This window comes from Microbacterium sp. SORGH_AS_0862, assembly GCF_030818795.1.
Classification (GTDB): domain Bacteria; phylum Actinomycetota; class Actinomycetes; order Actinomycetales; family Microbacteriaceae; genus Microbacterium.
Map to the genome: position 1 here is coordinate 2510400 of NZ_JAUTAY010000001.1, position 23962 is coordinate 2534361.

General features: G+C 67.4%; 27 protein-coding genes and 1 tRNA gene. 12 read left to right on the forward strand and 16 right to left on the reverse strand.

Annotated features, from left to right (window positions below; translation table 11 throughout):
* Window positions 1-43: 43 nt before the first annotated feature.
* Together QE377_RS12180 and QE377_RS12185 are read left to right on the forward strand one after the other, a co-directional pair.
* Window positions 44-769, forward strand: coding sequence for an alpha/beta fold hydrolase (locus QE377_RS12180; RefSeq protein WP_307323477.1), 726 nt, complete (start codon window positions 44-46; stop codon window positions 767-769).
* Window positions 766-1452 (forward strand): triacylglycerol lipase, encoded by a 687-nt coding sequence (locus QE377_RS12185; RefSeq protein WP_307323480.1) that lies wholly within the window; start codon window positions 766-768, stop codon window positions 1450-1452. The genes QE377_RS12180 and QE377_RS12185 overlap by 4 nt, the downstream gene beginning before the upstream one ends.
* Here QE377_RS12185 and QE377_RS12190 read toward each other — a convergent pair.
* From QE377_RS12190 to QE377_RS12225, 8 genes are all read right to left on the reverse strand, one after another.
* Window positions 1395-2411 (reverse strand): glycosyltransferase family 2 protein, encoded by a 1017-nt coding sequence (locus tag QE377_RS12190; RefSeq protein ID WP_307323483.1) that lies wholly within the window; start codon window positions 2409-2411, stop codon window positions 1395-1397. The two genes, QE377_RS12185 and QE377_RS12190, sit on opposite strands and share 58 nt — an antisense overlap.
* Entirely contained in the window at window positions 2411-2611 is a 201-nt protein-coding gene (locus QE377_RS12195) for a CDGSH iron-sulfur domain-containing protein (protein WP_307323486.1), read from the reverse strand. The genes QE377_RS12190 and QE377_RS12195 overlap by 1 nt, the downstream gene beginning before the upstream one ends.
* Complete coding sequence (locus QE377_RS12200; protein ID WP_307325989.1) at window positions 2608-3648, reverse strand: iron-containing redox enzyme family protein; 1041 nt, start codon at window positions 3646-3648, stop codon at window positions 2608-2610. Before QE377_RS12200 ends, QE377_RS12195 begins: the two co-directional genes overlap by 4 nt.
* A 97-nt stretch (window positions 3649-3745) precedes the next feature.
* On the reverse strand, window positions 3746-4189 hold the full coding sequence (locus QE377_RS12205; protein ID WP_307323490.1) for a BLUF domain-containing protein: 444 nt from the start codon (window positions 4187-4189) through the stop codon (window positions 3746-3748).
* A 13-nt stretch (window positions 4190-4202) separates the two neighbouring features.
* Window positions 4203-4430, reverse strand: a complete 228-nt coding sequence (locus QE377_RS12210) for a hypothetical protein (RefSeq protein ID WP_307323493.1) — start codon at window positions 4428-4430, stop codon at window positions 4203-4205.
* Window positions 4427-4609 carry a hypothetical protein gene (locus tag QE377_RS12215; RefSeq protein WP_307323496.1) on the reverse strand — a complete coding sequence of 61 codons (183 nt, stop codon included), beginning with the start codon at window positions 4607-4609 and terminating at the stop codon, window positions 4427-4429. Before QE377_RS12215 ends, QE377_RS12210 begins: the two co-directional genes overlap by 4 nt.
* A 141-nt stretch (window positions 4610-4750) precedes the next feature.
* Window positions 4751-5392, reverse strand: a complete 642-nt coding sequence (locus QE377_RS12220) for a zinc ribbon domain-containing protein (RefSeq protein WP_307323499.1) — start codon at window positions 5390-5392, stop codon at window positions 4751-4753.
* A gap of 143 nt (window positions 5393-5535) precedes the next feature.
* Window positions 5536-6195, reverse strand: coding sequence for a DUF1345 domain-containing protein (locus QE377_RS12225; RefSeq protein ID WP_307323501.1), 660 nt, complete (start codon window positions 6193-6195; stop codon window positions 5536-5538).
* A 136-nt stretch (window positions 6196-6331) separates the two neighbouring features.
* Between QE377_RS12225 and QE377_RS12230 the strand changes: the two genes are divergently transcribed.
* Complete coding sequence (locus QE377_RS12230) at window positions 6332-6700, forward strand: hypothetical protein (protein WP_307323504.1); 369 nt, start codon at window positions 6332-6334, stop codon at window positions 6698-6700.
* Here the strand turns inward: QE377_RS12230 and QE377_RS12235 are convergent.
* Window positions 6675-7559: an SDR family oxidoreductase gene (locus QE377_RS12235; protein WP_307323506.1), complete on the reverse strand. Its 885-nt coding sequence runs from the start codon at window positions 7557-7559 to the stop codon at window positions 6675-6677. The genes QE377_RS12230 and QE377_RS12235 overlap by 26 nt on opposite strands.
* An 83-nt stretch (window positions 7560-7642) precedes the next feature.
* Here QE377_RS12235 and QE377_RS12240 point away from each other — a divergent pair, with 83 nt between their 5' ends.
* From QE377_RS12240 to QE377_RS12250, 3 genes are all read left to right on the forward strand, one after another.
* Window positions 7643-8317: a TetR/AcrR family transcriptional regulator gene (locus tag QE377_RS12240; protein WP_307323509.1), complete on the forward strand. Its 675-nt coding sequence runs from the start codon at window positions 7643-7645 to the stop codon at window positions 8315-8317.
* Between the two features lie 128 nt (window positions 8318-8445).
* Complete coding sequence (locus QE377_RS12245) at window positions 8446-12669, forward strand: Ig-like domain-containing protein (protein ID WP_307323512.1); 4224 nt, start codon at window positions 8446-8448, stop codon at window positions 12667-12669.
* A gap of 124 nt (window positions 12670-12793) precedes the next feature.
* A complete protein-coding gene (locus QE377_RS12250; RefSeq protein ID WP_373459532.1) occupies window positions 12794-14905 on the forward strand; it encodes a heavy metal translocating P-type ATPase in 2112 nt (703 codons plus the stop codon).
* A 21-nt stretch (window positions 14906-14926) separates the two neighbouring features.
* Here QE377_RS12250 and QE377_RS12255 read toward each other — a convergent pair whose 3' ends face one another.
* The 3 genes from QE377_RS12255 to QE377_RS12265 all read right to left on the reverse strand — a co-directional run bounded on the left by QE377_RS12255 (window position 14927) and on the right by QE377_RS12265 (window position 16782).
* Window positions 14927-15415 (reverse strand): YbaK/EbsC family protein, encoded by a 489-nt coding sequence (locus QE377_RS12255; protein WP_307323514.1) that lies wholly within the window; start codon window positions 15413-15415, stop codon window positions 14927-14929.
* Window positions 15405-15956, reverse strand: coding sequence for a helix-turn-helix domain-containing protein (locus QE377_RS12260; protein ID WP_307323516.1), 552 nt, complete (start codon window positions 15954-15956; stop codon window positions 15405-15407). Before QE377_RS12260 ends, QE377_RS12255 begins: the two co-directional genes overlap by 11 nt.
* Window positions 15957-16143: 187 nt before the next feature.
* A complete protein-coding gene (locus QE377_RS12265) occupies window positions 16144-16782 on the reverse strand; it encodes a DNA-directed RNA polymerase subunit beta (RefSeq protein WP_307323518.1) in 639 nt (212 codons plus the stop codon).
* 89 nt (window positions 16783-16871) lie between these two features.
* On the opposite strand from QE377_RS12265, the gene QE377_RS12270 reads away from it, so the two are divergent.
* Window positions 16872-16947: transfer RNA gene (locus QE377_RS12270), tRNA-Lys, on the forward strand.
* 110 nt (window positions 16948-17057) lie between these two features.
* Entirely contained in the window at window positions 17058-18083 is a 1026-nt protein-coding gene (locus QE377_RS12275; protein ID WP_307323520.1) for an SIR2 family protein, read from the forward strand.
* Window positions 18084-18679: 596 nt separating this feature from the next.
* Here the strand turns inward: QE377_RS12275 and QE377_RS12280 are convergent.
* Entirely contained in the window at window positions 18680-18910 is a 231-nt protein-coding gene (locus tag QE377_RS12280) for a helix-turn-helix domain-containing protein (RefSeq protein WP_307323523.1), read from the reverse strand.
* A gap of 195 nt (window positions 18911-19105) precedes the next feature.
* Between QE377_RS12280 and QE377_RS12285 the strand changes: the two genes are divergently transcribed.
* Both QE377_RS12285 and QE377_RS12290 read left to right on the forward strand, forming a co-directional pair.
* Entirely contained in the window at window positions 19106-20032 is a 927-nt protein-coding gene (locus QE377_RS12285) for a hypothetical protein (protein ID WP_307323526.1), read from the forward strand.
* A 130-nt stretch (window positions 20033-20162) separates the two neighbouring features.
* Window positions 20163-20501 carry an Lsr2 family protein gene (locus QE377_RS12290; protein WP_307323529.1) on the forward strand — a complete coding sequence of 113 codons (339 nt, stop codon included), beginning with the start codon at window positions 20163-20165 and terminating at the stop codon, window positions 20499-20501.
* A 104-nt stretch (window positions 20502-20605) separates the two neighbouring features.
* Here QE377_RS12290 and QE377_RS12295 read toward each other — a convergent pair whose 3' ends face one another.
* Together QE377_RS12295 and QE377_RS12300 are read right to left on the reverse strand one after the other, a co-directional pair.
* Window positions 20606-20890, reverse strand: a complete 285-nt coding sequence (locus QE377_RS12295; RefSeq protein ID WP_307323532.1) for a hypothetical protein — start codon at window positions 20888-20890, stop codon at window positions 20606-20608.
* Window positions 20887-21990: a hypothetical protein gene (locus QE377_RS12300; RefSeq protein WP_307323535.1), complete on the reverse strand. Its 1104-nt coding sequence runs from the start codon at window positions 21988-21990 to the stop codon at window positions 20887-20889. The genes QE377_RS12295 and QE377_RS12300 overlap by 4 nt, the downstream gene beginning before the upstream one ends.
* Before the next feature lie 301 nt (window positions 21991-22291).
* Between QE377_RS12300 and QE377_RS12305 the strand changes: the two genes are divergently transcribed.
* Both QE377_RS12305 and QE377_RS12310 read left to right on the forward strand, forming a co-directional pair.
* Window positions 22292-22621: a hypothetical protein gene (locus QE377_RS12305; RefSeq protein ID WP_307323538.1), complete on the forward strand. Its 330-nt coding sequence runs from the start codon at window positions 22292-22294 to the stop codon at window positions 22619-22621.
* 157 nt (window positions 22622-22778) lie between these two features.
* Window positions 22779-23258 carry a DUF3846 domain-containing protein gene (locus tag QE377_RS12310; RefSeq protein WP_307323540.1) on the forward strand — a complete coding sequence of 160 codons (480 nt, stop codon included), beginning with the start codon at window positions 22779-22781 and terminating at the stop codon, window positions 23256-23258.
* Window positions 23259-23454: 196 nt separating this feature from the next.
* Here the strand turns inward: QE377_RS12310 and QE377_RS12315 are convergent, their stop codons facing one another.
* Complete coding sequence (locus QE377_RS12315) at window positions 23455-23904, reverse strand: HTH domain-containing protein (RefSeq protein WP_307323543.1); 450 nt, start codon at window positions 23902-23904, stop codon at window positions 23455-23457.
* Window positions 23905-23962: the final 58 nt, after the last annotated feature.

The window sequence follows — 23962 nt, forward strand, 5'->3', positions numbered from 1 at the left end:
CAAGCTCGTCCGTGGATGCGCCGACCCTGCGTAGGGTCGCCGCATGAGCGACGCCCCGACGGCGGTCCTGCGCACGCTCGGATCGACGCGGGACACGCCTGCCTTCGTGATGGTGCACGGCGTGGGGATGTCGCACCGGTCGTTGCGTCCGCTCGCCGCCGCGCTTACGGCGCAGCACGAGGTGCACCTCGTGGACCTGCCCGGCTTCGGAGGGCTTCCGCGCCCGCGGAAGGACCTCGACATCGCCGCGATGGCTGATGTCCTTTTCGCCGCGCTCACGGGTGCCGGTGTCGAGACGGCCGTCCTCGTTGGGCACTCCATGGGGGTGCAGTGGGTGCTCGAGACGGTGCGACGGCATCCGGATGCGGTTGCCGCGGTCGCACTCATCGGACCCGTCGTGGATGCTCGCCGCCGCACGCTTCGCCACCAGGCGGCCGCGCTGGCCGTTCGCGAGAGCATGCGGGTCAACGTGCGCGTCGTGATCGACTACGTCCGGTGTGGCCCGCGTTGGTTCTTCCGGCAGGTCCGTCACATGCTGCGCTACGACACGCAGTCCGTGCTGGCGGATCTCGACCGTCCCGTGCTCGTCGTCCGCGGCGAGCACGACCCCATCGCCCGCGCGGATTGGGCCGAGGCGCTCGCGGCCGGGGCGGGGGATGGCCTTGTCGTGACGATCAGCGGGCAGGCGCACCACGCGCAGTTCACGGCGCCCCGCGCCGTCGCCGATGATCTGCATCGCTTCTCGATCCGGGCGATGAGGCGCTCGTGATCTCCGCCATCGTTCGCCGTGGATGGTGGTGGGCCGCCGACTACGCCTATGCGCTGAAATGGCAGTTGCGCGGGGTTCCCGATCACACGGATCCGTCGTCGTACGCGGAGGGGGCTGGTCCCGCGATCGTCCTGCTCCCGGGCGTGTACGAGAGCTGGCGGTTCCTCCAGCCGCTTGCCGTCGCGCTGCGTCGCCGTGGATATGCGGTGCACGTGATCGACGCGCTCGGACGCAATCGGTGGCCGGTGGATGTCGGCGTCGGGCATGTCGCCGACTATCTGCGCAGGCGGCCTCTCGACGACGTGGTCCTGGTCGCGCACAGCAAGGGTGGTCTGATCGGCAAGACTCTCATGGCCGATCCCGGCATCGGCCGCAGGATCCGCGGGATGGTGGCGGTCGCCACTCCGTTCGGTGGGTCCGTGTACGGGCGCCTCATGCCGACACGCTCCTTGCGGGCCTTCTCCCCGACGGACCCCGGAATCCTCGCTCTCTCGCGGATCGTCGATGTGAACAGGCGGATCGTCTCCGTCTACGGCGCCTTCGCCCCGCACATCCCCGGCGGAAGCGCGCTGGCGGGCGCGCGGAACGTGCGCCTCGCGACCGGTGGACACTTCCGCGTGCTGGCTCATCCGCGGGTCGTCGCCGAGGTCGAACGGATGGTGGAGAGCACCGCCGCGAGGTGATCGCCGCGGTGCGCGAGCCGGTCGCGGATCCACTTCCGCGGGTGTGCGGCAGTGGGAAATCGCGTCCCGGCGTAGCGCACGCCGCCCCGCGTCCGCAGAGCGAGGGCGCACCACGCGGCCACCGCACGCTCCATGACCCACAGCGGCGCCCAGAGGGCGCTCGTCGCGGGGAAGACGGACCGGCCGCCGTGCCTGCGGCGGCCGGCCTCAGCCCAAGCGACCGCCGCGACGGCGGCGAACAACGTGGTGCGCGGGCGGTGGTGCGTGAGCAGCAGGGCGGGCAGCAGCGAAAGCTCGACGGCCAGGCGTGCCGGCTGCGCAAGGCTGTCGTATGCCTGGCGCACGCGCTGACCGCGGAAGTGCCGGGAGCTCGGCGGGCGCCGAGCGACATAGAGGTGCGGGCAGGAGCGGATGCGGCCGCCGCCGACGCGTACCGTGCGCTCGAGCTCGAGGTTCTCGAACAGTACGCGCGGATCGTAGCCGCCGAGCCTCCTGAACGTCGAAGCGCGTAGGCCGTACGTTCCGGGGTAGTCGCTGCCGAGAACGCGGTTGAGGAGCGAACGGGCGGTGTCCCAGCGGGCATGCCAGGGTCGCGGGCTGAAATGGTTCTGCGGCTTCACGAGATCGGCGACCTCCAGCATCCGGAGCACCTCTCGCAATGTGCGCGCCCCGTATCGCACGTCGTCGTCCGCGATGACGACGTGCTCGTGACGTGCGGCGGCGACACCGATGCCGACCCCCCATGCCTTGCCGTTGACGCCGTCCGGGCGGGTGACGCGCAGATGGCGTGCGTAGGGCGACCACAGCCGTGCGTGCCGTTCGGCGACGTCGGGTGGCGACGCATCGACCACTGTGATGTCGATGTGGCGGCTCAGCGCCCGAAGGTAGGCCGTGAGATCCGGCGCGTCCGCGTCATCCGTCCACCGCAGGGGCAGGACGTACTCCGCGCGCGCCGTCATCACTCGTCCGTGCGGAAGCCCGCCGCCTTGTGCGTGCCGTCGCAGAACGGCTTGATGCTCGACAGTCCGCAGCGACACAGGGCGACGGTGCGCCGGCGGCGCGGGACAGGGTTGCCGGCCGCGTCCACGATCCGCGCTTCGCCGCGCACGAGCAGCGGTCCATCGGGGTAGGCGGTGATGGTCACGGGTTCGTCGCTCATGCGACACCGCCACGCAGTGAGGAGGCGCCGCTCGTGAACGCGTCGTACATGTGCTGCGCGACCCAGCCGTCGACGGCCAAGCAGGCGGCAGCGCCGAACATGATGTCGGCGAGCAGGTCGGGCCGGTCCTCCGCGAGGGCGCCGGCGAGGTCCCGGCCGGCGATCTGCTCGTGCACGGCGTCGGCTTCGACGTGCTCGTCGAAGTAGTCGGTCACGTCCTCGCCGTAGCCGAGCCGGCGCAGACCGTCGCCGTACAGACGATTGGGGATGGAGGACGTCATCTCGAAGGCGGCCAGGTGGCCCACGATGGCTCCGAGCAGGCGACGGTTCAACCCGAACATCGACATCGTGTTGTGCGAGGCCAGGGTCACAGCGGGGACGTCGTCGACGTATGCGCCGTAGCGATCGTCGAGGCCGGCGGCGCGGACGGTGCGCGCGAAGATCTCGGCGTGTACGCGATCGGGCCGGCCCCCGCCGTACTCGTCGGACTGGATCTCCACGAGCGCAGCTTTCGCACGGCCGCGCAGTCGAGGGATCGCCCACGAGTGCGGGTCGGCTTCGCGAAGCGTGTAGACCGTGCGTTGGATGAGGAACTCGCGCGCCTGCTCCTCGGTCGCTTTGCGAGCGAGGTAGCGGGACAGGCTAGGGCCGTTGTCATCGGCGGTCAACGTGAAGAGCGCCTGCGCGACATCGGCGGCCTGGGGAGCCGGGAGGGCGGGCACGGCGATCTCCCGACGCAGGGCGGCTTCGAATGCGGATTCGACCAGCTGCCGCACGGTGAGGAGCTCCGCATCCCACTCCAGTGCGGCGTCGAGGCCGTCGAGCGAGCCGTAGGCGTTCGCGTAGAGGCAGAAGAGCGCGAGTTGGATGTCGTCGTCCCGGACGATGTCCGGCGTCATCTCGAGGGCACGCTGGGCCAGCACGGCCAGATCGTCGCCTGCCGCAGCGGCCGAGAGGCGAAGCGCGACGGCCTCACTCAGCGGGCCTCGCGCGGCGAAGGGCAGACCGGGCAGCGTCGCCCGGGGGATGGCGGTCAGTGACACGAGTGCTCCGATCGTTCGGGGGAACGTCTGCATCTCACCCGTTCCCGCGCCGGGGCGGAGGGGGCTTGACACATCGGAGGGCGCGGAGTGCTCAGCCCCTGTGGTGGCGGCTGCGCACCCGGAACCACAGTGTGAGCTCGCCGATCGCCCGCAGCACGTTGTCCGGGTCGTCCTGGTCGCCGAGGTCGTCGAACGTGTCTCGGAAGCCGTCGGGAGCGGGATGCGAGGGAGGTGAGATGGGTTCGTACCCCATGCTCCACTCCGAGAACCGTCGCTCGCGAATCTCCTCGTCCCGCACGATCCGCACGTCGGCATGCCGGGGATCCTCCCGGATCACCCGCATCAGGTCGCGCACCGCCGCATCCGGACCCTCGAGGATCTGGATGAAGTGTCCCGCCCGATACAGGAGCATGCCGGTGATCCCGCGGCGAGCGTTCGACTCCCGGCTGGTGGCGAGCAGCTGCTCCAGGTCGGGGTCGGTGAAGGGGGCGCGCGCGTGACTGGTGTAGACGACGGAGATCAACGGGCCGGTCACGGTGGGGGCTCCTTCAGCGCCGGACGGGATGCGGGCGCGGCGGCTGCGCGGTGAGTGCGCTCATCGCGTGGGTGATCACGGTGAAGCGCCCCGCAGGGCGCGAGTGCATGTCGAAGGCAACGAACGTGCCGTCGCTCTGTCGCTCGATGTACCCCAGGAACTCGCCCCACCTGCTGCCGACGTGGAAGCCGTCTTCGACGCGCGCCCAGACGACGCCCGCGGCGTTCGGGGCCGTCATCATGATGCGGCCGCACCGTCCTGGCGTCGCGCCGCCCAGATCGCCTCGATGGCCTCCCGGTGCGAGCTGTGCAGGTACAGCGAGCGGTAGCTCAGCGAGAAGCTGTCGGGGGTGATCGCGTCGGTGTAGTGCACGACGATGGCGCTGTCGAGCCCGAGCAGCCGCTCTACCTCCGCGTTCACGCGCTCAGGCACGCTCGCGCCGCCGTCGAATCGGAGCGGCGGACGTCGGGATGCGTGCCGTCATGCCACGAACGTACGCGATGCGCCCCGACAGTCGGCGGGGCTTGCGCAGCGGAGCGGGAACAGTTCGCCGACCTGGCGTCAGGAGATGAGGCTCGTTCCGCATTCCGCGCAGAAGCGGGATGTGCCGGGGTTCTCCGCGCGGCAACCGGTGCACATACGGACACTCACCAGTGAGGCCCCGCACTCCCCGCAGAACTTGCCGCCGTGCGACTGCGCGCCGCACGCGGGGCAGCGCGGCTGGGCCTGGCGACCGAGGTCGACGCCGCCGACCAGGTCCACGGTCTCCAGCCGCTGGCGCATCTGCTGACGCCGAGCCTCGACCTGCAGCTGCGCGAGCTCCTCGGTGAGGGCGGGGGAGCAGCGCACGCACTGCCCGACCTGATCGTTCCAGCACGCGTCGCCGCACACCCAGTCGCTGCATCCGCGGCACTGGTGGAACCGCGGGCCGATCTCCGCGGTGGCGGCGCGCAGCGCCTCATCCTTGGCGGGGGAGTTGGTGCTGCGGTCGAGCAGGTTCTCGGCCATGGAGGTGAACTGCGACAGCTGGCCACCGAAGAGGTTGCCGAGACCACGCGCGATCTTCTGGCCGGCCGCGCGAGGGTCGCGGCGGAACGCCGAACGGTAGCCGTTGCCGCAGCGCTCGCAGCGGAACTCGAACTGGTAGCCGTCGGCGTTGGAGAGGTCGCTGAAGTTGTCGGTGAACGGCACGTGCTCAGACATGTGACTCCTGGGAGAGTCGGTCGGGTCCGAGGGGGAATCGGATGCCTCGTGCCGGTGCGCCCGGGCGCGATCTGCGTCCTGATCAGACGATAACACCGTGGATTCGGGGTCCAGAACCGCTGTGGATTGCCGCATCCTCTCGGTCAGTGGGCGAGGCTCGAGACGAGGTTGATGGTCGCCGCGACGACCACGACGCCGAGGAGGAACGACAGGAGCGCATGGCGAAGGGCCTCGCGTCGGATGGTGCTGCTGGTGATGGTGGTGTCCGACACCTGGTACGTCATGCCGAGGGTGAACGCGAGGTAGGCGAAGTCGCGGTAGGCGGGGGGATCCGGCTGGTTGAAGTCGATGCCGCCGTGCTGTGCGTAGTAGAGCGCGGCGTAGCGGAGGCTGAAGAGCACGTGGATGAGGAACCACGACGACGCCACGGTGACGACCGCGATGCCGGCCAGTTCGAGCCGGGCGGAGTTCGAGCTCACGGTGCCCGCCTCCACCAGCACGAGCGCGATGGCCCCGAAGCTTGCGAGACTGGCCAGCACCAGCAGGGTCTGCGCGGTTGTCCGGGTCGGATCCTCGCGCGTCGCGTGCTGCTCGGTCTGGACGGCGTCCAGCCGCAGGATGCCGAGCCACACCCACGCCGAGAAGGTGCCGGCCCCCGCGATCCAGCCGATGGCAGGGGCGTAGATCCACGAGGACGTCAGGCCTACGGCGACAGTGACGACGAAGAACACGCCGAAAAGGAGCGTGACCCGCCACCCGGCGCGGTGGCGGCGCGAGGAGAAATCCGTGGCCGGGGTGCTCACGCGCGGGCCGTTCGCTCTTGCATACCCGGATCGTACGGCGTGCGCGGGGCGGGCAGCCCTGTGGATTGCCGTGACGCGCGGGTCGCGCCACACTGAACTCGATGCGGTGAATCAGCCGGACCTTGGGGGTGGCGAGGTGAGAGACGAGAACGCTCGTGCGACACACGAGGTGCTGGCTGGGTTGGGATTTGAGGACGGTGATGCCGGGGGCGTCGCCGAGCCGTCGAAGCAGGCAGAGACCGACGGGCGCTCCCGCCTGTTCGCGCGGGTACTGCTCATCGTCGCCGGCCTTGCCGGCATCGCAGGCGGGTTCGTCATCGCCGGGCACGGGGCGGCCTACCTCTTGGCTCAGACGGCTCTTTTTCCCTGGCTCATCCGATTCGGGCCCGAGTACCTCGACGTCATGGTCCCTTCGGTGCTCATTCTCGTCGGCGGTGCGCTGCTCGCGTTCGTGGGGTTCGGCCTGATCATGACGTCCCTCAATCTGGGGCAGACCCGCCGCTGAGGACGCGGCCGGCGCTGTCCTCCCCTTGGAACAGGCGCTTGTTGTCTTCCACCCATCGGCGGAACGTGCGAGACGGCTTGCCGGTGATGCGCGTGTACTCGGCTGACAGGGGTGGGGTGGACCCGACGGCCTCCCGCCAATCCTTGATGATCTGGCGTACCCAGACCTCCGGAACATGACGCGAGAGCATCGCCGCCGACTCCGCCTCCGTCTGTTCGGTCACCGAGAGCGGCCGTCCGATGACGTCGCCGATGATCTCGATCTGTTCGCGCAACGTGAGGCGTTCGGGTCCGCTGAGTGACGGCGCCTGTCCCATCAGGGCGTCCGAGGTCATCGCGATCACGGCGACATCGGCGATGTCCTGTTCGTGGATGGGGGCCTGCACCGCATCCGGGTGAGGGAGAGGGACGGCTCCGTCGCTCCTGATGGCCCAGCTCCACCGCGCAGCGTTGCTGGCGAAGCCGCCCGGTCGGAGGAACGTGTAGGCGAGCCCCGACTCCTCGACGGCTCGTTCGACGCGAAGGAAGCGGCCGCCGTTGAAATCCTCCGCCGCGCCCGGCAGGGTGACGGCGCTGGAGGACAGCAGCACCACATGTCGCACGTGGGCGGCGGCAAGCGTGTGCAGCAGCGGTTCCGGCGCAGCGAGATCTGCGTAGAGGAACACCCGATCGACGCCCACAAGGGCATCGGCGAAGGATGCGGGGTCGTCGAGGTCCGCGGCGAAGGTCTGCACGGAGGCGGGCAGAGTCAGCTTCTCGGGCGAACGACTGGTCGCACGGACCTCCGCTCCGCGCTCGAGGAGTCCTTCCACCACCGCGCCGCCCACGGCGCCGCTCGCACCCACAACCAGAACAGACATCAGACACCCTTCTCAATTACGAACGTTGTTCGCGAACAGTATTCGTTACGAACGGCGTTCGTGTCAACTGGTACTCTCGGCGCATGACTTCGACAGGCGATGGGCGAGCCCGCCGCGGAAGATCCGCCAAGGCTCCGCTTTCTCGGCAGGCGATTCTGGATGCGGCGAAGCAACTGGTGCGCGAACGGGGGGTCGACGCGCTGACCCTGCGACAGGTCGCGGATCGCGTCGAAACGGGGCCTGCATCCCTGTACGCGTACTTCGCCAACCGTGACGTACTGCTCGAGCATCTTCTCGACGCGGCGTACGGCGAGGTGGAACTCGTCGAGATCACGACGGGCGGATGGAAGCCGGCGCTCGCCGCCACGATCGGCAACACCATCGACGCTCTCGGTCGCTACCCCGGCCTCGGAGGTGTCGCGCTCGGGACCATTCCGACGCTGCCAGGCGCGCTTCGGCTCGCGGAGCACGAGCTGACGCTGATGGATGCGGGAGGTGTGCCGGACGATCGTGCCGCGCTGGCCGTCGATCTCATCGCTCAGTTCGCCGCATCCACCGCCGTCGAACGGGCCGTGCGTCACGAGGATCCTCGCGGTGCCGTGCAGCGGGGGCGGGTGCGGGCCATGTACCAAGAGGCCGATCCCGCCCGGTTCCCTCGCGTGACGAGATCCGCCGCACTGCTGACCGGCCCGGGCGACGAGGCGCGACGCGTCTTCGCCATCGACCTCATCGTGAACGGGATCGAGCGCCGCGAGTGAGTGTAAATGCTCAGCTCGCGCTGAGCATTTACATAGCTGAAACACAGAAGCGCATCCGAGAAACACCGCCTCTCTAAGTTCCGGGGTGGACGTATCCGTCCGTTACCCGAACGCAGGAAGAGGACGCCGTGAAGGCACTCGGCTCCGCGCGCTGGCGCGCGCTCGCCACAATCCCCATCATCGCCGCTTTGCTTCTCCCCGCCGCGCCCGCGGTCGCTGCCTCCGCTCCGGCGGCCGTTCCGGCCGCTGCGGGCGACATGCTCGATCCGGACACGCTGCCCGACCCCACAGCGCGTGGGCCGTTCGCCGCCTCGACCATCCAGGAGACGAAGCTGGGCACGGTCGCGCTGCAGGAGCCCAACTCCCAGGGCGGTGCGCCGACGGCGGGCTCCGCGCAGGCGGCTGAGAACATCGAGATCCGGGGAGCGCTGTACTACCCGAGCGACCGCCGCGAGCCGTCACCCGTTCTCGTGCTCGTGCACGGCAACCACGGATCATGCGATGTCGCGGGCTCGAACACGACGCTCTCCTGCAACCAGTTCAAGCGCAACGAGGCGGGATACGCGTACCTCGGTGAGAACCTGGCGACGTGGGGGTACACGGTCTTCTCCGTGTCTCAGGACCAGCTGATGATGCGCCAGGACAGCACGAGCGGCAAGGGCATGCATCAGCGGCGGCTCCTCATCGCCGCGACGCTCGACGCGCTCACGGCCGCCAACCAGCCGGGGGGTCTGCCCGTCGACGAGCACACCACTCTCGGTACGACGCTCGTCGGCAAGCTCGACATGACGCGCATCGGGCTCATGGGTCACTCCCGCGGTGGCGACGCCGTCACGAGCTTCATCGACTACAACCGCATCCGCACCGATGGGCCGCGGTACCCGTTGCGCGGTGTCATCGCGCTTGCGCCCGTGGACTACGAGCGCAAGGCGCCGTACGGCGTGCCCTTCATGTCTGTGCTTCCCTGGTGCGACGGCGACGTCTCCAACCTCCAGGGCGCTCGATTCTTCGAGCGCAGCCAGTACATCAACGGCGAGAACCCCTTCCCGTCGATCCAGGTCTCGCACCTGGGCGCCAACCACAACTGGTACAACTCCGTCTGGTTCGCCGACGGCCAGGACGGCAACACCAGCGGCGACGCCGCATGCGGTGACACCCGACCGTCCAGCACCAACAATGTCGCGGCCACCAACCACCGTCTCAGCGGCGCCGCCAGCTACGACCCGTGGTCGTACCGCGTCGATAACTCCGACACCTACAACCCCCTCGTGAACACGAAGATCTCCGGCGACCCGGCGCGCATGGGCGCGCAGGAGAAGCTGGGCCTCGCGACGATGGCCGCCTTCTTCCGTCGCTACGTCGGCGGCGAGGGCGCGTTCGAGCCGTACATGACCGGCGAGCTGTCGAACACGACCACGCACAACCAGGTGCCCGCGTCCGCGTGTCCGAGCATCACCGCGGGTGACACGGCGATCTCCTGCGCCGATCGCGTGTCGACGACCTACTTCGCGCCGTCCAACGAGCGCATCGACATCATTCGCCCCGAGGTGGAGAACCCGCTCACGCTCAACGCGCTGGGCGGCGCGCTCAGCGGGACGGGATTCGCGAACCCTTACCTCGACAACGACGGCGTGACTCCGCGTCCGCAGCCGACGCTGGGATACGACTGGTGCAACCCGGAGCCGAACCAGTTCTCGACCAGCGTGCTCGGCATCGCGGGTCAGCCGACCGGCGCGAAGGCCTGCCCCCTGCCCGGCAAGGCGGAGATCGGCGGACAGAACGGCACTCGGGAGAACTCGCCGATCAACCAGTCCTACGGACGGCAGCTCTCGCTCGCGTGGGAGAAGGGCTCGTCGGCGACGCTGACCGCCCAGATCCCGGCGGCCTCGAAGGACGTCAGCGGCATGAAGGCGCTCGCGCTGTCGGCGGATGTCAACTTCTTCGATCCGCGCAACCCCGGCTACGCATCGCGGGAGCCCGGAGCGCCGGCGGCGGACGTGATGTGGAACCCCTCCGCATCCAGCCAGGACTTCGACATCGTGCTGACCGACACCGCGGGCAAGGCGGCTTCGGTGCGCGCCGGCGACCCGCGCTGGGGCAACGCGCTGCACATGGCGACGGGCACGAAGACGCCGTCGACCCACATCGTGCTGGAGCAGATCCGTGTGCCGCTCACCGAGTTCACCGCGCAGGGTGTGGACGTGTCCTCGCTCGCCAAGCTCGAACTGCGATTCGGGGTCGAGGGTACGCCGGAATCGGGTTCGATCCAGCTCGCTGACGTGAGGTTCCAGGAGGCGGCCACCGCCGCGCCGATGATCCTTTCGGACGGCACCGCGAAGAACGCGGGCGCCGGATTCGGTGAGCCGGCCTCGGGCCCGAGCCCGAAGGCGTTCCTCGAGAAGACAGACATCACCGCAGGCGCGCTCGCGCTGCCCGACACCGTGGCCGACCCCGCGTCGAACGTGACGTGGGTCGTCGACGACGACAAGGTGCAGTGCCCGAACGCCAACTTCACGAAGATCCAGGAGGCGATCGACTTCGCATCGCCCTGGGACACGATCGTGGTGTGCGAGGGGACCTACCAGGAGCGTTCGACGCCCACCGTCGCCGCACGCAACCCCGTCTCGGCGCTCGCGCCCGGCGCGACCAACGGTCTGACGATCGCCAAGCCACTGAAGATCAAGGGCGCTGGCGCCGACAAGGTGACCATCATGCCGGATCAGTCGCTCGCGACTCTGGAGGGCTCGACACCGTATCTGCGCGACACGGGCGGCAACGTCGTCACGGTGTCGCGGCAGTCGCTGGGCTCGACGGACACCAACGAGCTGTTCGTCGACATCTCCGGCGTCACGATCACCTCGGGTTCGGTCTGGGCCGAGGCGGGCGTCGCCTTCGTCAACACGGCCGGTCGCATCAGCGACAGCGTGATCGGACCGCTGAAGACGGCCACGACCCCTGAAGAGCGCGCTGCGCACCCGCACGGATGGGGTGTCGTGAAGACGAACTTCCTGCAGGGAGCCGGTGCCGGGACGGTGGAGACCGAACTCACGATCGCGGACAGCCGTGTGACCGGGTTCCAATCGGGCGGCATCCTGTTCGACGGTGCCCGCGGGGCGGACGGCGACGCGGCGAATCTGCTGCGGGCGGGCATCCGTCAGCACGGATACGTGACCGGCACCGTCATCGAAGGTGCCCCGAACGCGGGCCAGCCGCAGGTCGGCGTGCGCTATACGAGCGGGTTCGACGGGTTCGTCGCATCGAGTCGCATCACGGGACACCGCTTCGACGCGACTCCGACGTCCGCCGTCGGCGTCGAGCTGCGCGACGCGGGTGCTGTCGAGGTTCGTGAATCGGTTGTGACCGGCAACGGTGTGAGCGTGGCGAACCGTGACGCGTCGGGTACGGCGCCGCGTACCGACGCGCCCGTGACGGTGCGCGGCAGCCTCGTCGACGGTCTCTCAGCCGACGGATCCACCGTGACCGTCCTCGACCCGAAGGCCGTCGAGCCGGCGGGCGTGCCCATGACCGTGGGTGCCGTGGACAATGCGGCGCCGGCGGCAGCGATCGTCGACCCCGGTGCGGGCCTCACGATCGAGGTCGGTGACACGATCGCTCCGCTCGTGCGGGCGAAGGACGACCTCGCCGTCACCTCCGTGGAGCTGCTCGCGAACGGGAAGTCGGTGGGGCTGACGGGTGTCTCGCCCTACGCCTTCTCTTGGCAGGCCGCCGAGGCCGACAAGGGCACCAAGGTCGCCTTCACGGCCGTGGTGACGGATGCGGGAGGCATGAAGACGACGACGGATGCGCTAGAGGTGACCGTTGCGGGAGATGCGCCCGGTGGACAGGAGCCTGGTGGCGAAGAGCCCGGTGGACAGGAGCCTGGTGGCGAAGAGCCCGGTGGACAGGAGCCTGGTGGCGAAGAGCCCGGTGGGCAGGAGCCTGGTGGCGAAGAGTCTCCGGCTGCCACGGCGGTGCTGTCCCTGTCTGCGCAGACGGTCAAGGCGGGTGATCCGGTGACGGTGAGCGGGGCCGGCTTCGCTCCGGGAACTCAGTTGCGGCTCGAGCTGCACTCGGTGCCCGTGGTCCTGGGCAACGAGACCGTCGGGGCGGATGGATCCTTCCAGACCACGGTCACCATCCCCGCGGATGCGGCGGCCGGGGCGCACACGCTGCGCGCCTTCGCAGCCTCCTCGGAGCTCGCATCGGTCGCCCTTGAGGTGACGGTCTCATCGCCGCTCGCAGCCACTGGCGGTGCGCTGTGGACGACCGGCATCGTGCTGGGGGCGCTGCTGCTGGCCGTCGGAATCGCGATGCTGCTGCTGGTCGTGCGGCGGCGGATGCGCGTGAGCTGAGGTCGCTGAACGAGACGGGGCGAGGGCTGTGACCCTCGCCCCGTCTTCTTTGCATCACTTGCCTTCGATATACCCCAGGGGGGTATTCTGGATTCGCGGACGCGGTCCGCGGAGGGAGGGCAGGATGTCGCACGATCACATGGCGCATCACGCCGATGCGGCGGGCCATGAGCACCACGATCAGCACGCCGGTATGGCGGACAGCGGGCACGCCGGCATGGGGCATGGTGGGCACGCTGGTCACGGCGATCATGTCGCCCAGTTCCGTCGGCTGTTCTGGATCATGCTCGTGCTCGCGGTGCCGGTGGTCGCCTTCTCGGGCATGTTCTCGATGCTGCTGGGCTACTCGCTTCCTGACGGTGCCTGGGTCGGGTGGGTCTCACCATCGTTGGGTGCGGTCATGTACTTCTGGGGCGGATGGCCGTTCCTCACCGGCGCGGTCTCGGAGGTGCGAGCGCTCCGGCCGGGGATGATGCTGCTGATCGCGCTCGCCATCACCGTCGCGTTCGTCGCATCACTCGGTGCGAGCCTCGGGCTCCTCGATCACGAGCTCGACTTCTGGTGGGAGTTGGCGCTCCTCATCGTCATCATGCTGCTCGGCCACTGGATCGAGATGCGCTCGCTCGCGCAGACGACATCGGCGCTCGACTCCCTGGCGGCCCTGCTGCCGGATGAGGCCGAGATCGTCGACGGCGATGACACACGAACGGTCGCTCCCTCCGACCTCCGGGTCGGCGACGTCGTCGTGGTGCGCCCCGGCGGACGCGTTCCGGCCGACGGTCGCGTGGTCGCCGGTTCGGCGAGCATGGACGAATCTATGATCACGGGGGAGTCCCGCACGGTGCGCCGCGCCGCGGGCGCGGGGGTGGTGGCGGGAACGATCGCCACCGACTCGTCGATCCGGGTCGAGATCACGGCGGTCGGCGACGGCACGGCTCTCGCCGGCATCCAGCGTCTTGTCGCCGACGCGCAGAACTCATCGTCGCGGGCCCAGCGGATCGCAGATCGGGCCGCGGCCTGGTTGTTCTGGTTCGCGCTCGGCGCCGCGGTCATCACAGCCGCCGTCTGGAGCCTGGTCGGACTGCCCGATGAGGCGGTGGTACGCACGATCACCGTTCTCGTCATCGCCTGCCCGCACGCGCTCGGGCTCGCCATCCCGCTCGTCGTCTCGATCGCGACGGAGCGCGCGGCCCGCGGTGGCGTCCTGATCAAGGACCGCCTCGCGCTCGAGCGGATGCGCGTCGTCGACACCGTGCTGTTCGACAAGACCGGCACGCTGACGAAGGGTGAGCCCACCGTGACCGGCATCGAGAGCACAGGGCAACTGACCCGCGACGACCTGCTCGCCCTGGCGGCCGCCGCCGAGGCGGACTCCGAGCATCCGCTCGCCCGCGCCATCGTCGCTGCTGCCCGCGAACATGGCGCACGCATCCCCAGCGCATCGGATGTCGCATCCTCTCCGGCGGTCGGCGTCACGGCCACGGTCGACGGCAGGACGATCCGGGTCGGCGGACCGAATCTTCTGGCCGAAGAGAGTGTGCGGGAGTTGCCTGTCGCCGATGTCTGGCGAGAGGAAGGCGCGATCATCCTGCACGTGCTCTCCGACGGGGAGGTCATCGGTGCGTTGCGCCTCGCTGATGCCGTGCGTGAGGAATCCCGTCAGGCGATCGAGGCACTGCACTCGCTGCAGCGCGAGGTCGTGATGATCACCGGCGACGCGGAGGCGGTGGCGAACTCCGTGGCCCGGGAGCTCGGTATCGATCGCGTCTTCGCGGGGGTCCGCCCTGAGGACAAGGCCGACAGGGTGAGAGATCTCCAGTCCGAGGGCCGGGCCGTCGCAATGGTCGGCGATGGCGTCAATGATGCGCCCGCGCTCGCGCAGGCTGACGTCGGCATCGCCATCGGCGCCGGAACCGACGTGGCGATCGCCTCGGCGGGCGTCATCCTGGCCGGCTCGGATCTGCGTTCGGTGTTGTCCGTCATCCAGCTCTCTCGCGCGTCTTACCGGAAGATGGCGCAGAACCTCTGGTGGGCGGCGGGGTACAACCTGCTGTCGGTGCCGTTGGCGGCGGGGGTGCTGGCACCACTCGGATTCGTGCTGCCGATGTCGGTCGGGGCCATCCTGATGTCGGCGTCGACCGTGGTGGTGGCGATCAACGCCCAGCTCCTGCGTCGTCTGGATCTGCGCCCGGAGACGAGCACCCGCGACATCCTCGGCGAGGCCGCTCGGGCGTAGCCGCGGCGGGGTAATCGCCGCTCAGTCCGAGGCAACCCGCACAGGCGAGCCGCCGGTGAGCGCCGTGAGCTGCTCGAACGTCAGCGGCATCACGGTGTGCGGTGTGCCGCCCGCGGCCCAGATCGTCTCGTAGTCGTTCAGGCTGGTGTCGATCACGGTTCGGATCGGTGTGGGGTGCCCTACCGGGGCTACGCCGCCGATGGCCTGCCCGGTGATCGCACGCACTTGCTTCGCGGAGGCCATGACGATGGTTGAGGCGTCCAGCTCCGCGGCCAGGATGTCGGTGTCGACGCGATGCCGGCCGCTGGTCATCACCAGCACCGGTTCGTCGTCGGCCAGGAACAGGAGGCTGCTCGCGATCGCTCCGACCTCGCATCCGAGTGCGGAGGCCGCGTCGGCGGCCGTGCGAGTGGAGTCCGGCAGTTCGCGCACCTGCGAGACGATTCCCGCCTCGGTCAGGTGCTGCTGGACGATCCGGCTCCGTTCGGGCAGGTGCTGGTCATCGGTCATGGGGGAGCTGTCCTTCCTCGGAGGCGGTGTGCGGTGGATAGTGCATGAGCAGGATGACGTCTGCCGCATCGTCGAGTGCCTGGAAACGATGCGGCCCATCCCCCGGATAGCGGACGCTCTCGCCGGCGCGCAGCTCTTGCTCGGTGCCTGGCGGACCGATGAGGACGCGCCCCCGGATGACGGTGATCGTCTCTTCGATGCCGTGAGCGTGAGCGCGGGACTCCTGGCGGTCGGTCGTGAGAGTTGCGCGGTAGGCCTCGATCAGGGTCGAGCCGACCGTCCATTTGTCGAGCAGTATCGCGGACACGGAAGCGCCGGTGACCGGCTGGGCCTCCGCGCCGCTGCCGGCGAGGAGGGCGCCCAGCGGTGAGTCGAGTGCGGTTGTCAGTGCGAACAGGGTGTCGAGGCGTGCACCTCGGCGATCGTTCTCCAGCTCGGAGATCGTGCCCTTGCCGATCCCGCTCACGCGAGCGAGCTCCGAGAGCGACATGCCGCGCTCCTCGCGGAGCCGCCGCAGTCGTACGCCGACGGATTCGTCCATGTCGCACCACCGTTCTGAAAACAGAACGATACGGATGTGGGTGTGTGCACGCAAGTCCAAGGCTCGGGCCTGGCCGTGGGGCGAGGTGCTCGCGGCCATCCGATCGCGAGACTGCACTTCCGCCACGAGATCACGGGTGATCACCGTGATCTCGTGCGCGAAATGCAGTCTCGCGATGGAGACAGGCTCAGGTGAGGTTGTCGCGGCGCCAGAGCGCGGCGGATGCGGTGAGATCCTCCGCGTAGCTGGTGAGACGCAGCGCCCGCGTGGTGAACGAGGACGCCCGTTCCGGCTCGCTCGTCTCGTAATCGTCGGCGAGCTGCACCGCGCCCGCGGCCGTCACGCGGCAGAACGCCGCGGCGCGCTCGAGCGCGACGGCGAAATCGCCCTCGAAGAGCCCACGCAGGATCATGTCGATCAGCGCCATCAACTCCTCGGGCCCTGCCGGCGCCGGCGCGCCCGCGACCAGGTCGTCGATCGATGCGAGTGCAGCGCGGCCCCGCTCGTACAGGAGCGCCGCCGTGCGCGGGTCGTCGTGGATCATCGCCTGGAGCAGGTAGAGACGCCAGAGCGCGCCCGGCAGCGAGCGCGCAGGTGCCCGTGACCACAACTCGGCGACGTCGTCGATGCCGTGCTCGGTTGCGAAGGACACCAAGCGGTCGACGACCTCCGCATCCGGATCCGCACGGACGCGGGCGAGGAGAGCAGCGGCGGTCGAGTGCGCGATACGCGACACTTCGGCGGGATCGTCGCCCGAGAACAGGCGGTCGAACAGTTCGGCGGGACGCCGAATGGGCTTGTGGAAGGGCCGCTGCTCGTCAGTCATCCCCTCAAGGGTACTCGCGCCCTCCACCACGTCGACGGGCGGCGGATGCGGCGATCAGAGGTCTTTCGAAACAGTAGGCTGGAGGTCACGGGCCTCTAGCTCAGTCGGTAGAGCATCGGACTTTTAATCCGCGGGTCGAGGGTTCGAGCCCCTCGGGGCCCACCAGTCAGGCACTGGGATCGCGCGGCTCCGCCGAGGTCCCGAAGTAGGAAATCCCGGCGAGAACCCGTCTCCTCGCCGCGATCTCCCGCCCGGTGCCCTGCCACGATCGCTACATGACCTTCGCCGAGGACCTCGTGGCACACCTCAACAGATTGCCCGCAGCCCCATTCCTGTTCGTGGGAAGCGGGTTCTCCCGGCGTTTCGTGGGCGCCGATGACTGGGCGGGACTTCTGCGGCGGTTCGCCGAACCTACGGGAAATGCCTACGAACGCTATGCGTCGGCGGCGAACGGAGACTTCCCAAGGATCGCGACGCTCATCGCGGATGACTTCCATGGCGTCTGGTGGGACAGCGATGCTTACGCGGATCAGCGTGCCGCGAATCCCGCGCCCCGTGGTCGGACATCGCCACTGAAGATCGCCATCGCGGACTATCTCAGCGATGCAGTCTCGCAGTTGCCGAGCTCGGGGCTTCTCGTGGACGAGTTAGCAATGCTCAGCAAGGGCACCATCGAGGGAATCATCACCACGAACTACGACGAAGTCCTCGAGCATCTCTTCCCAGACTTTGCGGTATTCGCGGGTCAGGACGAGTTGCTTTTTCATGAGCCGCAGGGCGTCGGAGAGATCTACAAGATCCACGGCAGCTCAGCTAAGCCGGAATCCCTAGTAGTCGAACTGGAGGACTACGAGCGGTTCACTCGACGTAACGCCTACTTGGCGGCAAAACTCCTGACGATCTTCGTTGAGCACCCCGTCATCTTCATCGGCTACTCACTAACAGACGACGACGTCCGCGAGATCCTGACGAGTATCGCGCACATCCTCACGAACGAGAATCTCAGCAAGCTGCAAGATCGGTTGATCTTCATCCATCCGCTCAAGGGCGAGGATGCGCAGAGTACGGTAGGGGCGATTGTCCAGCCGGTTAGCCGAACGTGGTGTGAGCTGAACCCGTCAATGCCGCTGACGGATTGCATGGGCGTAACACCGGGCACGTATCCCGGCCCCGGCTCTACTTCGAGCAGAATGGTGCTGAACAATGAACCGCCGCGGAAGGCCCCAAACCTCTGTTGGTACTCGCCAAACTTCGGTAACGACCCTGCCAGCACCTGGAGCTGTACGTCGGGAGACCTCTGATTAGCGGCAACCCGAGGACCCAGTCCGCCCTGCTTGGGGCGGGCTGGGTCTGCCTATTCATCGGTCTCCTCCTGCCGTTCTGCGTCTCGCTCTTCGCGGCGTATCAGCTCCGCGACCTCAAATGCACCCGCGATCCTGCGTGGACCATGGCGCCGCTCTTGTTCACATGCGGCGAACGAACGACAGCGGAGTTGCTCGTCGGCTGGGCGGGGACGGTCCTGTCCATTAGTTGTCTCTTGATCGCCGTCATCATTGCGACGGTCGCCGCGCTCGGGGCTGCCGCACGGCGCACGGCGCACGGGCTTCGCTCGGCATCCTGCCACTTCGCCCTGACGGTCGTTGCGGCTGCGATTGCGTGCTGCGCCGTCCTCCTCAGTCGTCCCGATGAGTTGTGGGGGACCAATTCGTGGCTGTTCTTTACGACGGGTGCGGGGCTGTTGGTCTGCACCGCGGGTGGCATACTGCGCATCGTTTTGAAGGCTCGCGCATCCCACTAACGCGGACCAAGACGCGCACGCTGAGCTCCACGAGGGAGAGAAGCGATATGTCGCACGCGCGGCGCGATCAGCGACAGAGCAGGGCAGGCCTCTGGTACTTCAGTCCGTCGCGACTACCAGACGCGGCACATCGGGCAGAAGGTCATTGATAGAGATCTCCAACGCCTGACAGATCGTGAGCACCGTGGCGAGCCTCGGGTTGGTCGCTGCCCCGCCGCGCGTGACCGCGCCCCGCTCGTACTGCTGGTAGGCGTAGAGCGAAATGCTGGCTCGCTCGGCCATCTGCTCCTGCGTGAGCCCCTTCGCATCACGTGCGCGGCGCAGGTTCATTCCTAGTTCCCGCGCAAACTGCGCCCACTCAGGGGACGCTGCTGGGCTCGGGTTCACCGCTTCAGCCTGAAACCAAGAAGAGTTGGCAGGAACCAATAGAAATTGGTAAAGTTCGGAACTAGGCTGCCCCGACGCTCCCGAGGTGGCTTGCCGCACGCTCCGGCTCACCACTTACCGCCCTTGGGGGAGCTTCCAATGACCCGACCCTGGCGCCGTCTTCGGCGCACTTCATCCGTCGCTGCCGTGGCGCTGGCCGTCGCCGCGCTCGTCATCGCGCCCCAGGTAGTCAGCGCTGCCGACGACGTACCCCAGGTGATCGTGAGTAACCTCGCCGTCAATACGGCCACTCCCGAGGCTGCGACGGTCACTTTCGACTACGCGCCCAATGTCAGCGACGAGGCCCCCACTCGGCCCTACAGCTTGCGCATCTACGTCTACCCGTCGAACGCGAACCGTGAAGAGGGCACCATCGACTACCTCACCATCTCGTCGGTCGGCTCCTACAGCAAGACGTTCACCCTCGCCCCTGGCAATTACAACGTCTCGGTCGGGGTCCACCGGATCGAAAACTGCGAGTGCGGCGGCCCGGAACCGACCATGTTCACCACGGTGCCGTTCACGGTCACCGCGGTCACGCCGACCCCCGAACCTACGCCGATGCCTACCACGCCTGAACCGACGCCGGAGCCCACGACGCCCGCGCCTCAGCCTTCCGAAACGACCGCTCCTGCTACCCCCGCAGCCTCCCTGTCCGCGACGAGCGTCCTCGTGGGAAGCGGCGTGACGGTGACGGCAACCGGGCTTGCGGCCAACGAGCCCGTCGAGATCTGGATCCACAGCACACCCATCCAGCTTTGGGCTGGCACGGCCGACGCATCCGGCGCACTGACACGGGCCATCACCGTCCCCGCGGATATCCCGCTAGGCGCCCATCAGATCGAGGTCCGCGGCCCCACAAGCGTCTCCCTCTGGCTCAACCTCACAGCCCGGGGCGCCGAGCTTGCCGCAACGGGCGTGGATGGGAGTGTCGGCGCTGGCGTCGGCATCGGAGCGGCGACGCTCCTGTTCGGCGGCGCCAGCGTCCTACTTCTCGCAAAGCAGCGTCGCCGAGAGGCTGCCTAATACGTCCCCGGCAAATAGGGCGTCCGCATCGCGGGCGCCCTATTTTGTTTGCGTGTGCATGAAAGGGCGCGGATCTGATTTTGCGCAAGTGGAGGGATCGCATTGGTTTGGTATGTCATACTCCCTAGCTATGGCTAAGCAGCAGATCACCCGACTCATTGATGACCTCGACGGCGAGGTTCTCGAAGCCGGCAAGACCATCCACTTCTCGCTCGAAGGCCGCGCCTACGAAATCGACCTCTCCGACAAGAACGCTGAGAAGCTCCGCGAGGCATTCGCGCCGTTCATAAAGGCTGGTCGCTCTATTGGGAGCGCTTCCCGTGGTGCCTCCACGCGCGGCCGCGCTGCGAAGAAGGACAGCCGCGACCTCGGGGCTGTGCGCGAGTGGGCCGCAGCGAACGGCTATGAAGTGAGCGCCCGCGGACGCGTTCCCGCTGCTGTGTTGGAGGCATACGACGCTGCTCAGTAATCCATCTGCTTGAGAAGGGCGCGTTGTATAGCGCTAGCGTTCCGGCGGAGTGACTGCAGAAGGCGTTGCCGCGTGGGGATACTCCCCGCGGCAACGCCTTCTGTTCATTTACGTCGGCGGTAAGTCGGCCCGACGTAGGTATCCAGAATCAGCAGCACGACAGCAAGCAAAGCGCCTCCGATCAGAAGCACGCTGCCGACAGGGATCAGACTGAGTGTCGACGCCTCGTACGTCTCACTAGTCGGCTCTAGTCGTGTCCAGACTGTGGTTTCGGACGTAGACAGCAGGACGAGCCCCGCGATCACGGCGGCGACCGCGATCAGCCACAGTAGCCAGTAGCGCAGCCGGGGCCAGTCTGCGGTTCGTTGGGGCGCTTCTTCGGTGCTCATCGAGTGCAGTAGAGCATATTGATGGGCGTGAACGCTACCTGATTTCGGGAGGTCTCCATCAGGCGACGAGCAGTGATACCTCCAGCCTTGGTGACCTTCCATTTCTGCAGGTCGAAGTACTTAAAGGTGCCCATGATGTAGGCCTTGTACTCGCTCCGGGCCGGCATCTTCGGCGATGTGCACGTGATCGCTCCGGTTATGCTCGCCGATGCGGACATGCCGATCGTTGTACCCACCTGGCTAGCGGAGAGCCCCATCGTCGCGTTGACTGTGGCGCCAACTGTGTAAGACCCGGACACGGTGCAGGTCGTGTTCGCTACTGCTGTCTTGCAACCGCCTACTAGCTTCTTGAGGTTTGGTTGCTTCGTCTTGGTAGTCACGTTGATCGGGATGTACTCGTATCGAGTGACCGTAATTGCCGGGTCGGCCACCACCGGATAGGCATCCTTTGGCACGGCAGAATCGTCGACGATCTGAGTCACGACATTGGCGGAGAGATCGTAGCGGGTTGGCACCGGCTTTCCGTTCGCGTCGACAGCCCAAGGCGCAGTCGCGGTTGCGATCTCGTCGCCCGCAGCGTCAAGCACAGCGAAACCGCCGTCTGGCAGCGGGGTCACCTCGCCGCCGCCGTCCACATCGATCACGTAACTGAACGATGAGGTCGCGCCCTCTTCAGAGAGAACGGTCAGGACCTGGATAACGCCGTCAGCCCCGATCACGGGCACCGTGGTCGATCCGTCGGCGTTGTCATAAGCGACGGTCGAACCTGTCAGGGTCTGAGCTGCTGCCGAAGTATCCGCGGCAGGCAGCGTGATGGAGATGGCCGGAGCATCAACGGCCTGGATGACCAACGGGCTGGCGCTGTCCACGGGCACAGCCACGGACACATCGTCGACGACGCCCTCCACGACGACGCCATCTTCATCAGACGGAACCAGCGTGGCTGCTCCCTCCAGCGCTTCTTGAACCGCTGGCTGATCGATCACCGCTGCTTCCGTCGAGTCAGGCTCATCGGCGAACGCAGCGGGCGTCATGATCGTCGTCATGCTGGCCACGAGAACTGCCGCGCCTATGAGCGCGGTAGAACGTTCAATCTTCATTTATCTTTCCCCCAGTTGGAAATCGGCTGGAGTGCTCCAGCCTCGCTCAACGTAGGGTTCGCCACGATTCGTCGTCAACGACATTTGCGCCATGTCCCCCGAAGAGGGGACATGGCGCGCGCAATGAGTGCGCTGCAACCAGCGGTGATGTTCGATCGGACTCTTGCCACATTTCTCGCTCTGACGTCATTTCTCGCTCTGACGTCCAATACGGCTGGGCAGCTGCTCTCTCCTTGCCGGTCTGCGGTCTCCGTGAGAACCAACCGAGTTCTCGGCCGCACCTGTCAAGGAGGTGACCCGCATGAGCGAGTCAGAAGCACCACCCACCACCGCCAACAGCCTGGGCTACGGCCCGGTCAAGCCCCTCGCGGTCAGACTCAACGAGTCCACCCGCACCCAGCTAGACATCATCGCCCAGCTGCGTGATCGCAACGTCACCGACGAGGTCCGCCTCGCCATCGACGCATGGATCGAGGCGGCGAAGGTCGACCCGGCCCTGCAGCAGCGCGCCCAAGCCGCGCGCGAAGAGATTGAACGCGAAGCCAGCACCAAACGCGAGGCCATCGCCGCGATCTTCGACGCCGGCACCGTCCCGCCGAAGGTGAGCCGGTCGCGCGCAGCCGCTGGCTGAGTAGCGCCACCCGAAGGTGGTCGGCCAGGATTGAGCGCACTCGCGTTCTCCTGGCCGGCCGCCGCCTCACAGCCACTCATCTCGTCGCTCGTTTGTGTTCTGCGATCTGCAGAGAACCCATCCGGTTCTCGGTCGCTCACACAAAGGAGAAGAAGACATGGTGCGAGGCGTTCTCATCCCCGCGGCAGACAGCCGCGACCTCACCGCTTACGACGCGATAGAGCTCGAGGACTATCAACGGGCGGTCGGTGGCTGGATCGAGGCCGTAGATCTCCCCACGTTCGGCAGCACGCTGTTCGTGAACGAAGAAGGATTGCTGCGCGGGTTGCCGTTCAATCGGCGCGCGACCTTCCTCTGGTGGTTCCACGTCCAGAGGGCACGCCACCAAGCTCGGCTCGTTGGCGATGCGCTGCTTGTTTGCTCGCCCGACGCGACCGGGGAAGCGACCGACCTTCCGGACGACGCTCTGCGGGCGCTGCTCTCGGATGAGCTGTGGCGCCTCGAGCTTCGCGATGCTCCGGGCGAGGCGTGGAGCCGCGATCCCAGCGGCGAGCAGAGCTACATCGAAGCTGTGGTGTGGAGTGTGCTCGTCAGCGAGGTCTCGGACGTCGAGACGAGGCTCGTGCGGCGCCATTAGTCACCCAGACGGTGATCGTCGAGACTCCAGCATCAATGCTGTCGAGCTCGACGGTCATCGCCTTTTGTCATGCCGATCGAGCGGGCCACCTGATTTGAGGCCAAGCCACGTGGGACGCTCCTGCCGTTGCCATCACCACGGGAGTGCTGGGCTTTGCGCCAGTGCCCACATCGCTGCTGTATCGATACAGATCGGCTCAGCGTCTTGCCTGATTGGCGGCGTTGATGAGGTACGAGCCTCGCACACCGAGTTTGTAACGGCTGGCAGCAGGGACCGTGCTGATGTCATCGAGCGCGCTGCTTACAACGCTCTCGTCTACCTCCAGCAGTCTCGCGAGGTTCCTCTCCGTCAGACCACAGACGCCGACGAGCGACTCGAGGATGCTCTTCACCCGCTCGTCATCGTCGATCTGCAGACCACCCGTGAGCTGCGCAATGAGCGTGGATAGCCGGCCGCCGTCGCCGGGCATGAGAGGCGTCTCAGCCATCAGCAGGTCCACGCCCGCCTGCGACCCGTCCTCGTCCAGGAAGGACTGCAGGCTCTCGATCTCGATGCCTGTGATGCGGTGCACGGCTTCGAGCGAGATCCGCTCGTCATCGATCATGGCTCTCAGCTCTTCGACAAGGTGCGGCGTCTGTGAGGTCATCAAGAGTCCTTTCGTCAACATGTGGAACCCTCGAGAGGAGGCTACTCGGGCCGGTGAA

Bases quoted from the DNA above. Each gene is read 5' to 3' on its own strand.
- QE377_RS12265 (WP_307323518.1), bottom strand. From the start codon at position 16,782: ATGACTGACGAGCAGCGGCCCTTCCACAAGCCCATTCGGCGTCCCGCC.
- QE377_RS12310 (WP_307323540.1), top strand. From the start codon at position 22,779: ATGGTGCGAGGCGTTCTCATCCCCGCGGCAGACAGCCGCGACCTCACC.
- QE377_RS12260 (WP_307323516.1), bottom strand. From the start codon at position 15,956: ATGGACGAATCCGTCGGCGTACGACTGCGGCGGCTCCGCGAGGAGCGC.
- QE377_RS12255 (WP_307323514.1), bottom strand. From the start codon at position 15,415: ATGACCGATGACCAGCACCTGCCCGAACGGAGCCGGATCGTCCAGCAG.
- QE377_RS12315 (WP_307323543.1), bottom strand. From the start codon at position 23,904: ATGACCTCACAGACGCCGCACCTTGTCGAAGAGCTGAGAGCCATGATC.
- QE377_RS12210 (WP_307323493.1), bottom strand. From the start codon at position 4,430: ATGATGACGGCCCCGAACGCCGCGGGCGTCGTCTGGGCGCGCGTCGAA.
- QE377_RS12305 (WP_307323538.1), top strand. From the start codon at position 22,292: ATGAGCGAGTCAGAAGCACCACCCACCACCGCCAACAGCCTGGGCTAC.
- QE377_RS12295 (WP_307323532.1), bottom strand. From the start codon at position 20,890: ATGAGCACCGAAGAAGCGCCCCAACGAACCGCAGACTGGCCCCGGCTG.
- QE377_RS12250 (WP_373459532.1), top strand. From the start codon at position 12,794: ATGTCGCACGATCACATGGCGCATCACGCCGATGCGGCGGGCCATGAG.
- QE377_RS12220 (WP_307323499.1), bottom strand. From the start codon at position 5,392: ATGTCTGAGCACGTGCCGTTCACCGACAACTTCAGCGACCTCTCCAAC.
- QE377_RS12300 (WP_307323535.1), bottom strand. From the start codon at position 21,990: ATGAAGATTGAACGTTCTACCGCGCTCATAGGCGCGGCAGTTCTCGTG.
- QE377_RS12285 (WP_307323526.1), top strand. From the start codon at position 19,106: ATGACCCGACCCTGGCGCCGTCTTCGGCGCACTTCATCCGTCGCTGCC.
- QE377_RS12190 (WP_307323483.1), bottom strand. From the start codon at position 2,411: ATGACGGCGCGCGCGGAGTACGTCCTGCCCCTGCGGTGGACGGATGAC.
- QE377_RS12180 (WP_307323477.1), top strand. From the start codon at position 44: ATGAGCGACGCCCCGACGGCGGTCCTGCGCACGCTCGGATCGACGCGG.
- QE377_RS12275 (WP_307323520.1), top strand. From the start codon at position 17,058: ATGACCTTCGCCGAGGACCTCGTGGCACACCTCAACAGATTGCCCGCA.
- QE377_RS12280 (WP_307323523.1), bottom strand. From the start codon at position 18,910: ATGAACCTGCGCCGCGCACGTGATGCGAAGGGGCTCACGCAGGAGCAG.
- QE377_RS12290 (WP_307323529.1), top strand. From the start codon at position 20,163: ATGGCTAAGCAGCAGATCACCCGACTCATTGATGACCTCGACGGCGAG.
- QE377_RS12240 (WP_307323509.1), top strand. From the start codon at position 7,643: ATGACTTCGACAGGCGATGGGCGAGCCCGCCGCGGAAGATCCGCCAAG.
- QE377_RS12195 (WP_307323486.1), bottom strand. From the start codon at position 2,611: ATGAGCGACGAACCCGTGACCATCACCGCCTACCCCGATGGACCGCTG.
- QE377_RS12235 (WP_307323506.1), bottom strand. From the start codon at position 7,559: ATGTCTGTTCTGGTTGTGGGTGCGAGCGGCGCCGTGGGCGGCGCGGTG.